Source organism: Gordonia oryzae (genome assembly GCF_003797185.1).
Classification (GTDB): Bacteria; Actinomycetota; Actinomycetes; order Mycobacteriales; family Mycobacteriaceae; genus Gordonia; species Gordonia oryzae.
In genome coordinates this window covers 239,553-254,396 of record NZ_RKMH01000004.1, presented here as the reverse complement: position 1 = coordinate 254,396, position 14,844 = coordinate 239,553, and the positions used below count along the sequence as shown (strand labels likewise).

Annotated in this window: 11 protein-coding genes; 10 read left to right on the top strand and 1 reads right to left on the bottom strand. The window is 65.2% G+C overall.

What is annotated here, in order from left to right; translation table 11 throughout:
* Window positions 1–35: 35 nt before the first annotated feature.
* The 7 genes from EF294_RS07100 to EF294_RS07070 all read left to right on the top strand — a co-directional run bounded on the left by EF294_RS07100 (window position 36) and on the right by EF294_RS07070 (window position 8,517).
* Complete coding sequence (locus tag EF294_RS07100) at window positions 36–545, top strand: hypothetical protein (RefSeq protein ID WP_123927372.1); 510 nt, start codon at window positions 36–38, stop codon at window positions 543–545.
* 1,505 nt (window positions 546–2,050) lie between these two features.
* Window positions 2,051–2,746 (top strand): GNAT family N-acetyltransferase, encoded by a 696-nt coding sequence (locus tag EF294_RS07095; protein ID WP_123927369.1) that lies wholly within the window; start codon window positions 2,051–2,053, stop codon window positions 2,744–2,746.
* A gap of 487 nt (window positions 2,747–3,233) precedes the next feature.
* A complete protein-coding gene (locus EF294_RS07090) occupies window positions 3,234–4,343 on the top strand; it encodes a polyprenyl synthetase family protein (protein ID WP_123927366.1) in 1,110 nt (369 codons plus the stop codon).
* Window positions 4,340–5,050, top strand: a complete 711-nt coding sequence (locus tag EF294_RS07085) for a monooxygenase (protein WP_123927363.1) — start codon at window positions 4,340–4,342, stop codon at window positions 5,048–5,050. The genes EF294_RS07090 and EF294_RS07085 overlap by 4 nt, the downstream gene beginning before the upstream one ends.
* Window positions 5,047–5,874, top strand: a complete 828-nt coding sequence (locus tag EF294_RS07080; protein WP_123927360.1) for a carotenoid biosynthesis protein — start codon at window positions 5,047–5,049, stop codon at window positions 5,872–5,874. The genes EF294_RS07085 and EF294_RS07080 overlap by 4 nt, the downstream gene beginning before the upstream one ends.
* The gene (locus tag EF294_RS07075; protein WP_123927358.1) at window positions 5,871–7,037 is read left to right on the top strand and encodes a glycosyltransferase family 2 protein; all 1,167 of its coding nucleotides are present in this window, start codon (window positions 5,871–5,873) and stop codon (window positions 7,035–7,037) included. The genes EF294_RS07080 and EF294_RS07075 overlap by 4 nt, the downstream gene beginning before the upstream one ends.
* Window positions 7,030–8,517: a phytoene desaturase family protein gene (locus EF294_RS07070; RefSeq protein WP_123927355.1), complete on the top strand. Its 1,488-nt coding sequence runs from the start codon at window positions 7,030–7,032 to the stop codon at window positions 8,515–8,517. The genes EF294_RS07075 and EF294_RS07070 overlap by 8 nt, the downstream gene beginning before the upstream one ends.
* A 13-nt stretch (window positions 8,518–8,530) precedes the next feature.
* Here EF294_RS07070 and EF294_RS07065 read toward each other — a convergent pair whose 3' ends face one another.
* Complete coding sequence (locus tag EF294_RS07065) at window positions 8,531–10,147, bottom strand: AMP-binding protein (protein ID WP_123927353.1); 1,617 nt, start codon at window positions 10,145–10,147, stop codon at window positions 8,531–8,533.
* A gap of 229 nt (window positions 10,148–10,376) precedes the next feature.
* On the opposite strand from EF294_RS07065, the gene EF294_RS07060 reads away from it, so the two are divergent.
* The 3 genes from EF294_RS07060 to EF294_RS07050 are packed head-to-tail and all read left to right on the top strand — an operon-like array spanning window position 10,377 to window position 14,837.
* Window positions 10,377–12,017: an AMP-binding protein gene (locus tag EF294_RS07060; RefSeq protein WP_221182445.1), complete on the top strand. Its 1,641-nt coding sequence runs from the start codon at window positions 10,377–10,379 to the stop codon at window positions 12,015–12,017.
* Window positions 12,018–12,060: 43 nt separating this feature from the next.
* Window positions 12,061–13,212: an acyl-CoA dehydrogenase family protein gene (locus EF294_RS07055; protein WP_123927345.1), complete on the top strand. Its 1,152-nt coding sequence runs from the start codon at window positions 12,061–12,063 to the stop codon at window positions 13,210–13,212.
* Between the two features lie 26 nt (window positions 13,213–13,238).
* On the top strand, window positions 13,239–14,837 hold the full coding sequence (locus tag EF294_RS07050; protein ID WP_123927342.1) for an acyl-CoA carboxylase subunit beta: 1,599 nt from the start codon (window positions 13,239–13,241) through the stop codon (window positions 14,835–14,837).
* Window positions 14,838–14,844: the final 7 nt, after the last annotated feature.

Genomic DNA, 14,844 nt, shown 5'->3' with positions numbered 1-14,844 from the left:
CGGCGATCGTGGGCCGGCCCTCGGTCAGCGACTGCTTGGGTGAGTTGCTGGTGTACCGATGCGGTACCGGTCCGGTCGAAGTCCTGTTTGAGCAGCGCACGGGACAGTGTCCCGATTGCGGTCGCATCGGCTGTGTTGAGAGCGCCGACGTAGTTGGAGATCGCTACGGTGACATCAGCCGTGGACGGCTGATCGGAATCCGAGTCGACAACCGCGCGGCGAAGATCGTCGCGGTGATCGCAGCACCGACAAGCAAGACCCACAAGAAGAATCGCGCTGCGCCGGAACCGCCGACAAGTCGTCAGTCGTCACTGGCGAACTCCTTCGGCAGCGAGTGCGTTCAGCGCGTCGAATCCGCTGCGCGACGCATTCTGATAGAGGTCGAGACCTATCGCTACCGACAGATCAATCAGGTAGAAGCCCGGGTCGGAGTGGCGTCCGCTTGGATGGGTTGTCCGTCAGGGAATGAGACAGTGAGCTTGACTGGGGCGCGTCGCCCGACCAATGGCATCCCCAGGAAGCGCATCAGCATGCGGGAGCCGTGAGTTGCAACGACGGTGTCGTCACTCGGTGAGGAGGCGATGCGCCAGCCCGCAGTGATCAGAGCTGCCCTCGCGGATTGCTGGCCGAAGGAGCCGGTCGGAAAAGTCTTGGACTCTATCGTGCGTGCTGTCATTGATCTACCCCCATGCGTTCCGTGCTTCTTTGACCGTACCTCCGACCATGCCGGTGGCGGCTCCGGTGGCTGCGCCGGGACCACACCCGACGCCGACGATCCACAGACCATTTGACACAAAAGATCATGGCGGAGGCTGTTCGTCAAGCGAACCAGTGGGCGACGAGTCACCATAGCGAGAGAAATGATGGGTCAGTGGGGGTAATACCGGGCTCGTGGCCGACCGCGTATTCCCCCGGAGCGGGGAGCCGGGAAGGATGGATGTCAGGCCGGGGCGAATGCGCCGACTCAGCCGGTACGCGCAGCGGCGGCGCTCGCAACTCGTCCTATTTCAACGCGCCCGGTTACCAATCGATATTGGTCGGCAGAGCATCTCGTCACCAGCGACGAAAACGTCACGGAGCTTGGCTGGTCTGCGCCCGCACGCGGTGGGTGCTATTCCCGTGGGCGGAATCGATGGCGCGCGTTGGCTACTGCTGATCCGGCGCGTTCGAGTAACGCTCGTTCGACACGCCGGGTAGAACCCTACTTCAGAAGCAACGACGCATAGAGAACCAAGCCGATCACGGCCGTATCCGCCATCAACATTGCACGAACCTGATGGAGATGCTGCATCATTGCTCGCGTAGTGAGATCCGATTCAGTTTTCTGAACAGGACTACCAAAGCACGCCCTGCGGCGAGGATCAGGAAATGCCGAAGCCATATTTGTGCACAACCGGACTGACGTTCGCCGATGGAGATGATGATGGCAACTGGCGATCAGGATCACCGTGATCACCGACACCGTCTCACGGTGGCCGAAAGCGTTGGCGGGTAAGATGTCTCAGCTGTCAACCGACCGGGACATCGCAGCCAAACCGAGACGCACCGCCACCCAGGGGCGCGTCCCTCAGCCGCACGAGGCCGACACGATCAGCAGTGCGTCGCTAAGTGTGCCGACGGAACACGTTGCCGCGCAGAAAAATACGATAAAGAGTCGCGCAAGACTGCCGCGCGCTCGCCCAATAGTGCGGAAAGCGCGAGGAGTCCGGCCCCACGAGGAGCAGCGTCGCGCCGACGACGCGGAGCAGGGTTCACGCGATACCGTCGAGTCCGGCGATGACGTGCATCAGCGCTGACTTGACGGACCTTGAAGGTCCGATGGTCGCACTGAATTCAGGGTGATGCAGTTCCAGAGTAGGTTCGGCGCGCGGCAAGCGTTCGCGTATCGCGACGCTCACTATCGGTCCGCCCGACGCGAGGGCGAGGCGGTCTGACGGTATCTTCGGGTTCGACCCGTCACCGAGCAAAGGGGAGTTGCATCGACGTACGGGCAGCGCACCGCAATCACCGAGCTTTCTGGCAACAGATCGCCCGGGTGTGCGGCGGTGCCGTGAACGAGGCACCAGGTGGCCTGATCGTCGAGACCGGTATTCAGGCCACCGGATTCAACCAGCTCCATTGTGACGGCGGACCGCAGGAGAGTGACGAGGCGGCGATCGCTGCCGCCGAGAGGCACTTCGGGTCGAGTGGGTCGTGGCGGATCGTTAGCGAAGGCCCCAGCGTCGCGGCCGAGGCGTTCGCCACTCGTCACGGAGTCGAGCGCCAACCGCTGTACCCGGTTATGGCCATGCCCTTGGCTGGTTCCATGCCGCCGCCGAAGACGCCGCTCGTGCTCTCCACCGCGGACGACATCGCTGGCCTCCGCTTGTTCGTGGACTGCGCCGGGGCCGGGTATCGGATGGACCCGGCCTTGCTCAAGCCGCTCGCCACGAACGCGGCGCTGGCGGAGGGCGATCTGCGGTTCCACCTCGGTCGTCTCCACGGGCGCTGCGTCGCCGTGAGCGTGAGCGTGCGGTCCGGAGACACCGTCGGCGTGTATTTCGTCGCCGTCCGGCGAGGCTTCCGCCGGCGCGGGTTCGCTACGGCCGTCACCTGGCACGCGATTCACGCCGGCGCGAACCCGGGCGCCGGCACGGCGGTGCTGCAGGCCACGCCCGCGGGCTACCCCGTTTACGCACGGATGGGATTCACCCGGATCACCGACTACTGGCTATGGGACCTGCCAGGGCTGCATCCACGTCCGTGACCAGGTGGTTCGCCACGGCGTCCCGGTGCTCAATGACCGAGAAGTGACCATCGGCCAGCAGGTGCACACCGGCGTCGCCGGGTCATCACGATCGAGCATCGTCGAGCGATGGCGCCCGCCGAGCACCGCGCACACCCAGCGCGGTCAGCAGAGCCCGCGCCACGCGCTCTCTCGATCAACGCCATATCGACACCCGCACCAACGCACGCGAGCACCAAACCCGGGACCACACCCGAGGACGCCGCTGTCGCACTACGCACCGACCTCACCGGCGGGGAAGCCGCCTCCTACTCGGACGCACCGAATCGGCAGTACCCGGCTCCAGCCAGGCCGCCGACGACATCACCACTGGGATCATGGCGTTCCTACCTTCCTGGTGGGGTACTCGTCCTACCGAGCGCGCGCCCATCCGGCGTCGGACCGGCTCCGAATGGACCATAAGCATTTCGACCACCTGTCCAGTCCTGTCCCGCCCTGAGGAGGCCGAATGGATTCGGTGCGCGAGCATCCCGTATGCCGCGCGGCGGAAACTATCCGCACGTGTGTCGACCAGATGCTGCTCGACACGATCGACGGCCATGCGGCGATACTTGTCGGCGTCGACCCGGACGTCGGGAGTCTCGTCGAGGCCATCCGCGCCGCCGCGATGGGCGGCAAGCGGCTGCGTGGGCAGTTCTGCGTCTGGGGCGCGCGAGTCGCCGCCGAGGCGAGTGGCTCCACCGGGTCCCCGAGCACTCCCGGAGTGTTGAACACAGCGACCGCGATAGAGATGTTCCACCTGGCCGCGCTCATCCACGACGACTTCATGGACGGCAGCGACACACGGCGCGGGGTGCCGACGGTCCACCGCTCCTTCACCGATCGACATGTGGCTGAACACCTGTCGGGGGACGCGGGGACGCACGGGTCGGCGATGGCGATCCTCGCCGGCGACCTGTGTTTGACGTGGTCGGACGAGCTGCTCGGCGACGCCGTCGCCGACCTCGATCGCGCCACCCGATCGGCTGTCCGGTCGATGTGGTCGACGATGCGCGATGAAGCCTTCGCCGGGCAGACCCTCGACATGCTCGCACAGACGCGGGAAACCGTCACACGGCAACGCGCGCGAACCATCCTGCGCTACAAAAGCGCCAAGTACACGATCTCTCATCCCTTGCGGCTCGGGGGTGCGCTGGCCGGTGCGCCCGTCCCCCTCCTCTCGCAGTACGACGAGATCGGCGTCCTCGCCGGCGAAGCGTTCCAGCTGCGCGACGACGTCCTCGGGATGTTCGGCGACCCCGCCGAGACCGGCAAACCCGTCATCGACGACCTCCGCGAGGGCAAACGGACCCTGCTCGTCGCCCTGACCCAGGAGCGCGCCAGCCCCGCAGGCAGGCGCCTGCTGACCACGTCGCTGGGCAACCCGCAGGTCACCGTCGACGACCTTCTCGCGGTGCGGGAGCTGATGGTGTCCACGGGCGCTCTCGCCGATACCGAGGACCGCATCGATGACCTCACCGCTTCGGCGCAGGAGGTGATCGGTCGCATCGAGGTAGACGAATCCACGCGCGCGAGGCTGCGAGAATTGGTGCGACAGTCGGTGAGGCGACGCTCATGACGGTGGTGCCGTCGGCGAAGCCTGTCGTCGAACTGCGTATCTGGGGTGTCGATCGGGTCGGACCTGCACTCCTGCGCGTCGCGTCGGGCCGCCGGGCATTGCGCCATCAGCCCGGCCTGCGGTTCGCGAAAATGATGGGAACGGGATCGGCCCACACGTTCACCCCGCGCGACGCCGACATCCACCATTGGGCGCTACTGACGGTGTGGACCGACGCCGATGCCGCGGCCAACGGTGCGGCGTCACGTTATCTGCGGTCCTGGGATCGAGCGGGCAGCGAGGCTTTGACAGTGCGCATGGTGCCGCTGGCATCGCGCGGTCGGTGGTCGCGGCAAGAGCCGTTCGGCACCAACGCTCCTCGAGCGCACCGTAACGACTGGACAGGCCCGGTGGCGGCTTTGACCCGGGCCCGGCTGCGACCCACGCGCATGACGTCGTTCTGGCGGGCGGTACCCCCGGTGGTCGAAAACCTCACGGCCGCACCAGGAGTGCGACTGGCACTCGGAGTCGGCGAGGCGCCGATCGGCCTGCAGGGCACCTTCACACTCTGGGAGAACTCCGAAGCGCTGACCGACTTCGCCTACCGAAGTGCAGGTCACGTGTCGGCGATCCGCGACACGGGTCCACAGCGCTGGTACGCCGAAGAATTGTTCGCCCGATTCGGCGTCGACTCGGTGACCGGGACCTACCGGGGGAACACGCCGTGACCGCCGGCGAGGTGGCCGACCGGGCCGAAGCCGCGTCTGGACGGCAGCCCCCGCCCCTACGGGTGGCGGCGTGGATTCTGTTGGCCATCAGTGTCGGTGTGCAGATCGCGTTCCCCCTCACCGGTGGCGGCAACGTCGTGCTCACCACCATCGTCGTGGTGGCGATGTCGGCGGCAATGTTGTGTCATGGTGCGGCGACACACGGTGTGCGGGGACTTCTCTGCTTGCTCGCCGTGGGCGGCGGCGGTGGTCTGCTCGCCGAGGCCGTCGGGGTTCACACCGGAATCCCGTTCGGGGACTACACCTATACCGACGAACTCGGCGGGAAGATCCTTGGCGTCCCGGTGGTGGTACCGCTTGCCTGGATCATGATGAGCTGGCCGGCGTTCCTCGTGGCACAACGACTTGCGGGCCGAAAGCTATGGGCGGTACCACTTCTGGGCGCGTACGCGTTGACCGCGTGGGATGTGTTCCTCGATCCGCAGATGGTGGACGCCGGGTACTGGCGATGGTCGTCGCCGCATCCGGGATTGCCGGGTGTCGAGGGGATTCCGCTGACCAACTTCGCGGGTTGGCTGCTGGTATCGGCGTCGATGATGGCAGTACTCAGCGCAGCGATCGGGCGTCGCGAACCGACACCGACGGCCGACCCTCGCTCCGCCGAGTTGCTTCCGCTGGTCGCCTACCTGTGGGTATATGGGTCGTCGGTGATCGCTCATCTGTTGTTCTTCGGCCGGCCACCGGTCGCACTGGTCGGCGGACTGGTGATGGGTGTTGTCGCAATCCCACTGGCCATCAGCATGTTCCGGGAGGTTCGACGATGATCGTCCGGCAGCGCGTCGTCCTCCGATGGGCCGTGAACGCCGGTACCGCATTGGCCGCGGCCTCACTCGTCCTGACCGCGTCGAATGCCCGGCGGATTCGCACGCCCGACGTCGATGCGCTGCCGGTCGCCGAGCCGCTGTCAGTGCTCATCCCCATGCGCGACGAGGCCGCGAACGCGCCGGGGTGTCTCCGTACGGTGCTCGCGGCTATCGATCGTTGGCCAGGGCCGGCCCGCGTCGTGGTCGTCGACGACGAGTCGACCGACGACACCGCGGAGATCGTGGCGCTTGTCGCCGCCAACGACTCGCGCCTCTCTCTCATCTCGGGAACGCCGCCGCCGGCCGGTTGGCTCGGCAAATCGTGGGCGTGTCATCAGGCAGCACACCATGTTCCCGGTGACGGGGTGCTGGTCTTCGTCGATGCCGATGTGCGGGTCAGCCCGTTCGCCTTCACCGCGACCGTCGCGGCCCTGCGCGCGGCCGGTCTCGCGGTGTTGTGCCCGTATCCCCGTCAACGTGCCGATGGCCCGGCAGAGCGGCTGATCCAGCCGCTGCTGCAATGGTCGTGGATGAGCACGCTGCCACTCGGCATCGCCGAGCGGTCGTCGCGTCCCAGTCTGTCGGCGGCAAACGGCCAGTTCCTGGCCGTCGATGCCGAGACCTACCACCGAGCGGGCGGTCACGCGTCCGTGGCGGATGAAGTTCTCGAGGACATCGCTCTGCTGCGTGCGATCAAGTCCGTCGGCGGTCTGGGTGGGGTCGGTGCCGGTGCGCACCTGGCGCAATGCCGGATGTATCACGGCCACCGCGAGATTCGAGATGGCTACCGCAAGTCGCTGTGGTCGGCGTTCGGTTCGTCCGCCGGGGCCGTCGGCGTGGTGACGATGCTGGTACTGGCTTACATCATCCCGGCAGTGGCGGCACTCACGGGTTCGAGAATCGGGCTGCTGGGCTACGCCGCAGGTGTGGCGTCGCGAGCGATCTCGGCATCTGTCACCGGCGGGCGCGCGTGGCCCGACGCCTTGGCCCATCCGCTGTCCATCGCGGGATTCGCCGCGCTCACCGCGGATTCGCTGCAGGCCCATCGCCGAGACCGATTGCGCTGGAAGGGGCGTGCGCTTGCGGGGACAACACCGCGAGAGCGGGAGGTTCGCCGTGGCTGAGGTCATAGTGGTCGGTGCGGGCGTCGGCGGGCTGGCCGCGGCCATCCGGCTGCAGCACGCCGGGCATCGGGTGAGCGTCCTAGAGCAATCTAGTTCCGTCGGAGGCAAACTCGGGACCTTGGAGCACGACGGCTTCGTCTTCGACACTGGACCGTCGTTGGTGACGATGCCACACATCCTCGCCGAACTGTTCGCGGCGACCGGCACACCCGTCGACGACGTCCTCGATCTGCAGCGGCTGCCGATCGCCGCCCGATACCGGTTTCCCGACGGCACCGATCTCGACGTCCCCGGCGACCTCGCCGAGATCCCCGATGCACTCGACGCAGCCCTCGGAGCCGGATGCGGTGCGCAGTGGTCGAGCTTTCTCGATCACGCCCGCAGGATCTGGGATGCCACCCACGGCCCCTTTCTCGAGTCTCCGATCAGCCTGCGTGACATGGCTTCTCTGGCCCGACGTGTAGACGATGTGCGCACTGTCGCCCCGTGGTCGTCCTTGCGCGGCCTTGCGTCGCGGTATCTGCACGATCCACGCCTGCGCATGATGGCCGACAGGTATGCCACCTATACCGGCTCCGACCCGCGTCGCGCCCCGGCCGCACTGGCAAGTGTGCCCTGGGCCGAACAGCACTGGGGCTCCTGGTATGTGCGCGGCGGCCTCGGCCGCATCGCCATCGCGCTCACCGATCGGCTCAACGCCCTCGGCGGGCACGTCGAGACCGGGACCGCGGTGCGTGAAATCCGTGTCCGCGACGGCCGCGCCGACGGTGTCATCACCGCGGCGGGCGATCTGCGTCCCGCTGATCTGGTGGTAGCCAATGCCGATGCAGCTCAGGTGTATTCCTCACTCGTGGACACATCGCCGGCGCGTCGCCAGCTTCGTCGATTGCAACGGAGCACGCCATCGCTGTCGGGTTTCGTCATCCTGCTCGCCCTCGGCGACGAGCCACCCGGACAGCCACATCATCGAGTGTTGTTCCCCACCGACTACGACGCCGAGTTCGACGCGGTCTTCGGCCGCCAGGGAGTTCCACGTCCCGTCACCGATCCCACCGTCTACATCACCGCACCGGACGACCCGGCCATCGTGCCCGCCGCAGGAACCGGCGCGTGGTTCATCCTGGTAAATGCGCCGCGTCACGACCCGGAATCAGGAACAGATTGGGACAGCGACGGTCTCGTGCAGTCCTACGCCGACCACGTGCTGGAAGTGATGGCTGCTCGCGGAATCGACGTTCGCCATCGCATTCGTCACCGGATCGAACTCAGCCCCGCCGATCTCGCCCGCCGCACACTCACGCCGGGCGGTTCGATCTACGGGAGTTCATCCAACGGTCCGCGCGCTGCGTTCTTGCGCCCCGCCAACGCCTCCCCCATCCCCGGCCTCTACCTCGTCGGAGGTTCGGCCCACCCCGGCGGTGGCCTGCCATTGGTTCTGCTCTCAGCGAAGATCACCGCCGGGCTCATCGGCCGGGCCTGACAGCCCGCCAGCATCATTTGCTGCCAGACCACCCTTGGTCATACAACGCCAGATTCTCCTCGCGCACGATGTTCTTCTGAATCTTGCCGGTGGCCGTCTTCGGCAGTTCTCCGACCACGATGATCCGCTTGGGAATCTTGTACGCGTCGATGTGCGCACCCATGTTCGTGCGGACGATCGCTGGGTCGATGTGCGCGCCCTCCTTCGGAACCACGAACGCGGTGATCGCCTCCGACCAATGCGCATGAGGCAACCCGACCACAACCACTTCGGCGGCCTCGGGAGCCGCTGTGTAGAGCGCTTTTTCGACCTCCAATGAGGAGACGTTCTCGCCGCCGGTCTTGATGACATCCTTACGGCGGTCGACAAACCAGAGGATCCCGTCCTCGTCGAAGCGCCCGATGTCACCGGAATGGAACCAGCCATCTCGGAACGCGTCATCGGTGTCGTCCGGCCGACCGAGATACTCGGTCATGACATGCGGGCCGCGATAGACGATCTCGCCCTCATCCCCCTGCCGGACCGGGTTGCCTGCCTCGTCGACGATTGCCACCTGCACATTGACTACGGGCGTGCCAACCGCGCCGGGATGGGTCAGTTGGTTCTCCGGACGGAATATCGTTGTGGTGGGGCTCATCTCGGTTTGACCGAAGAGCAGATAGAACTCGCAGCCAAAGGTGGAGATACAGCGCTCGAGCAGATCCTGCGGCATGGGCGCCATCGCGTAGAGCGCACGTCGCAGACTCGACAGGTTCCGTTCTCCGATCGTCGGGTGTTCGAGCATGGCGCGAAACATCATCGGCAGCCCGAACAGCTGAGTGATGCCTTCGGCCTCGATCAGGGACAGCAATTGCCCCGCGTCGAATCCCGGCAAGATGTGGATCGCCGCGCCCACCATGATCGCGGTGGTGCAGTGACAGTTGAGCTGAGCGGTGTGGAACATCGGCAGGAGCGCCGCGAATCGGTCATCGGGACGGAAAGCACCCTCGATCACCATCGTCATCGATTCGAGATACACCGCGGTGTGGTTGCCCACGACACCCTTGGGCGCCGAGGTGGTGCCGCTGGTGTAGAGGTAGGTCAGTGCCGCGCGGTCGTCCACTACCACCTCGGGTTCGGAGCTGTCGTCGTGGCTTGCCAGGTCGTCGAAGCTCTCGACCGGAGTGTCACCGAACGTCGTGCCACCCGATCCTGTTGCGCCCTTACCGATCACGATGACTCGCTCGATACGCGCGGCGCTTTTCACCGCGGCCGACATGACAGAGGTCAAAGTGTCTGCGACGAGAAAGATCCGCGCCGCCGAGTCGTTGAGGACGTAGCCCACCTCCTGGGCACGCCAGGCGAGGTTGATCGGCACACAGACCACACCAAGCTTGGCGCAGGCGTAGTACACCATCAGGAATTCGATACTGTTGCCCGAAGCCAGGGACACCGCGTCACCAGTGCCGATACCGCGGTCGGTGAGCGCATGCGCCAGCCGATTCACACCGATATTGAACTCGGCGTAGGACATCCGTCGCTCTCCTTCGACCACCGCGGTCGCCGACGGCGTACGCGCAGCGCTACGCGTCAGGCTGTCCCCAACATTCACACGGTGGACGAGATTCGACTGGAGCGCGTTGGTGGTCACTGAGGCCTCCTAGTGAATGTAGATGTACTTCGATGATCAGTGAAACAGGGACTCAGTACGGCTCGCAAGGGTTTCAGCAATTCTCCCCAATTGTCACTACCTGGCGAGATAAGGTCATGCGTGGGTCAGCCGCGGGCAAGTGGCCGAATCTATTGATTAGTGAATGAGGATTGACTACGCTCGAGCCGGAGGCGGATCGGACGTTTGAGCGAGCCGAGTAGGAGACATCGTGACCTTCGACGTAGAAGCCCTGTACGGACGGCACGCAGACGACCGGTGGAACCGGGTCAGCGTGACCGACCTGGTCGAGAGGGTGACCTGGAGCCACCCCGATCGTATTGCGCTGCTTGCACTTTCTGACGCGTATGGCGATGAACGGTTCGCGTCGTTGACCTATCGCCAGCTCGACGAACTCACCAACCAGATCGCGCAGGCGCTGACCGGGCGTGGCGTCGGACGCGGCGACATCGTGCTCATCGTCGGTGAGAACTCCGCCGAGGGGTACGCCATGAAGCTCGGCACCGCCAAAGCAGGTGCGGTGGGCGCGGCACTCAATCCGTCGATGGCCCCGGACGTGATCGCCGATATCGTGCGCAGGATCGAGCCTCGCTTGGTCGTGGTTGACGGCGCCTTCGTCGACCACGTCACGCGCAGCCTCGAGCCGAGTGGCTTGGCGATCGACGTCACCATCCCCATCGGCGGCGCGATCGCTCCTGGGTCGGTGTCGTTCGCCGACTTCGTCGACGACCAACCCACCTCCGAACCCGAAGTGGCCATCCACGGCGACGACATCTGGGAGATCCTGTTCACCTCAGGGACTACGTCGATGCCGAAGGCGGCGATGATGTCCCATGTCAGCGGCACAATGTCGGCACACGGATTCGCCTTGTCGTTGACCCGCGGCCTCGACATCGAGTCCGACCTCGTCTCGGGAACACAACTGCCGATGATCTACCACGTCGGTCACACCATCTTCATTCTCGCCACCTTTGCCGCCGGCGGTACCTTCATCCTCGGGCGGCGTCCCGACCCAGTGGTGGCCGCCAAGGCTGTCGCCGACCACCGGATCACCATGCTGTGGGCTGGTTCCCCCGCGATGGTCGCGGCCTTCGCGGATGCCGCCTCCGTCGCCGAGCAGGACATCTCCTCACTGACCGTCCTGGTCTACGGCTGGGGCGCGGTACCACCGGCAATCTTCGATAAACTCCGCGCACAGGCGCGGGAACTGAAGATGATGGGCATCTTCGGACAGACCGAAGCAATCGCCTGCCACAGATTCTGGCCGTCGCGCGAGGTCGATGTCTACCGCACCACTGCGCCCGCCACCAACTACGTCGGTCTCCCCAGCGCCTTGCTGGCATCGGAGATCGTTGATGCGGAGGGCAATTCGCTCGCCGGACGACCAGGAGTCGCCGGCGAGGCGGTCTATCGGACCCCCAGCGTCACCGCCGGCTACTACCGCGACAAGGCAGCCACCCGGACAGCCTTCGCCGATGGCTGGTTCCACTCCGGCGACAGCTGCATGTACGACGAGAGCGGCCTGCGCATCATGGTCGACCGGTTCAAGGACATCGTGAAGACCGGGGGCGAGAACGTCTCATCGCTGCGCGTGGAATCGGTTGTTGTCGGACATCCGTTGGTGGAGAAAGCCGCCGTCATCGGACTCGCCGACGAGCGCTGGGGCGAAGTGGTGACCGCCGTCGTCGTGCCCGTGAAGGGTGCAGATATTGATCCGGACAATGTCATCGCCTACGCGCGTGAACGATTGGCCGGCTACGAGACCCCCAAGCGAATCATCGTCACCGATGAACTCCCGGAGACCGTCGGCGGCAAGGTCCTCAAATACAAACTACGCGCCTTGCATTCCTGACTGCACCACCTTCCATACCTGAGATCAGAAGAGGTAATACCGGATGAACTTCGAAGAGTCCGCCGAGCATCAGGACCTGCGTCGAGCAGTCGCCAAGCTGTGTGAGCGCTTCGGCGACGAGTACTTCCGCGATGTCCTGGCCCGCGACGCCAAGACCGACGAGCTGTGGTCGGCACTCGGCGAGCACGGCTTCCTCGGCGTCAACCTACCCGAGGAATACGGTGGTGGCGGAGCGGGGATCGCCGAGCTGGCCATCGTAGTCGAAGAGACCGCGGCAGCCGGGTCACCGCTGCTGTTGCTGCTGGTGTCGGCCGCGATCTCCGGGGAGGTGCTCAAGGACTTCGGGACCGCTGAGCAACAGCAGCGCTGGCTACCAGCAATGGCCGACGGCAGCGACAAGATGGTCTTCGCCATCACCGAACCCAATGCGGGCTCTAACAGTCACCAGATCTCCACCACGGCCACCCGCGACGGTGACGGATGGCTCCTGCGCGGCACCAAGTACTACATCTCCGGTGTCGACGAGGCCTCTCACCTTCTGGTGGTTGCGCGCACCGGCACCACCGACTCCGGTCGCGGCACGATGACGCTGTTCGTCGTCGATACCGACGCACCGGGTCTGCAGCGCAACATGATTCCGGTCGAGGTGCGCGCTCCGGAGAAGCAGTTCACCCTGTCCTTCGACGATGTCCGCGTCGGCGACGACCGCCGTGTCGGCGAGGTCGATGCCGGTATGGAGATCGTGTTCCGCGGGCTCAATCCCGAGCGAATCACCGGTGCGGCGATCGAGAACGGCATCGCCCGCTACGCGCTGGCCAAGGCAGCGCGGTATGCCAGCGAGCGCGAGGTGTGGGGGGTGCCCATCGGCAGCCACCAGGGTGTGGCACATCCGATGGCGGCGGCCGCCATCGAACTCGAGGCCTCTCGTCTGATGATGGCCAAGGCCGCGTGGTGCCACGACAACCGTAAGCCCGCCGGCGAGGTATCGAATATGGCCAAATACCTCGCCGCAGAGTCGGCTTTGCATTCTATCGACACCGCCATCCAGACCCACGGCGGCAACGGCCTGGCCACCGAGTACGGACTGGCACACCTCTGGGGGATGGCGCGCCTGCTCAAGATCGCCCCGGTCAGCCGCGAGATGATTCTCAACTACGTCAGCGGCCACTCCCTCGGCCTCCCCCGGTCGTACTGAAGACTTTCCGAAGGAGACGAGTGCCGATGAAAACACTACAGAGCACCTTCGACTTTCGGTCGGAGACGGCGCGTGCCAACCGCACCGGGAACCTGGAACGGATCGACGACCTCCATCGCCAGCAGTCGTTGGCCAACGCCGGCGGTGGCGCGAAATACACAGCGCGGCATCGTGATCGCGGCCGTATGCTGGCCCGCGAGCGCGTGGAGCTACTCCTCGACCGCGACGCACCCTTCCTCGAACTGGGCACGGTCGCGGCCTGGGGTACCGAATACGCGGTGGGTGCCAGCGTGGTCACCGGAATCGGTGTGGTCAGCGACGTCGAGTGCATGATCGTCGCGCACGATCCGACCGTGCGTGGCGGCGCGTCCAATCCGTACACTTGGAAAAAAGTGTTGCGCGCCATGCATATCGCGCGCGAGAACCGCCTACCGTTGATCAACCTGGTGGAGTCCGGCGGCGGCGACCTCGAGCGGCAATCCGAGCTCTTCGTTCCGGCTGGACGGCTGTTTCACGATCTGTCCGCGTTGTCGGCGTCGGGAGTACCGACCATCGCCTTGGTGTTCGGCAACTCCACGGCCGGCGGCGCATACGTACCCGGCATGTGTGACTATACGGTCATGGTCGCCAACCAGGCCAAGGTGTTTCTCGGTGGCCCCCCACTGGTCAAAATGGCCACCGGCGAGGACGCCGACGACGAGAGCCTCGGTGGTGCCGAAATGCACGCCCGCACTTCAGGTCTTGCTGACTACCTGGCGCACGACGAGTTCGAGTGCATCTCTCTCGGCCGGGAGATAGTCGAACATCTCAACTGGCGCAAGGCGGGCCCCGGCCCGACCGAGTCACCCGACGAACCGCTCTACTCCGCAGACGAATTGCTCGACATCGCTTCGGTGGATCTCAAGGTGCCCTTCGATCCGCGCGAGGTGATCGCCCGCGTCGCCGACGGCTCACGATTCGAGGAATACAAGCCGCTCTACGGTACCGCGCTGGTCACCGGCTGGGCATCCATTCACGGCTTCCCGGTGGGCATTCTGGCCAACGCACGCGGTGTGCTTTTCAACGCCGAGGCCAAAAAGGGCGCGGAGTTCATTCTCTTGTGCAACCAGACCGATACGCCCTTGATCTTCCTGCAGAACACCACCGGCTTCATGGTCGGCACCGAGTACGAGCAGCAAGGCATGATCAAAGACGGATCCAAGATGATCAACGCGGTGACCAACTCGAAGGTACCGCACATCACCATCAACATGGCGGCCTCATACGGCGCAGGCAATTACGGAATGTCAGGCAGATCGTATGATCCGCGACTGCTGTTCACCTGGCCGAACTCCAAGACCGCGATCATGGGGCCCGAGCAGTTGGCCGGCGTCATGTCGATCGTCGCGCGGCAAGCGGCCGCAGCCGCAGGACGTCCATTCGACGAGGAGGCCGACAACATTCGGCGAGCCGCACTTGAGGAGAAGGTCGAAGCAGAGTCGTTGGCGCTGTTCATGAGTGGCCAGGGCTTCGACGACGGGATCATCGATCCGCGTGATACCCGGTCGGTCCTCGGGATCTCCTTGTCGATGTGCCACAACAACAAGATCGAGGGAACCCGCGGCTTCGCGGTGTTCCGGATGTGAGGTGCCT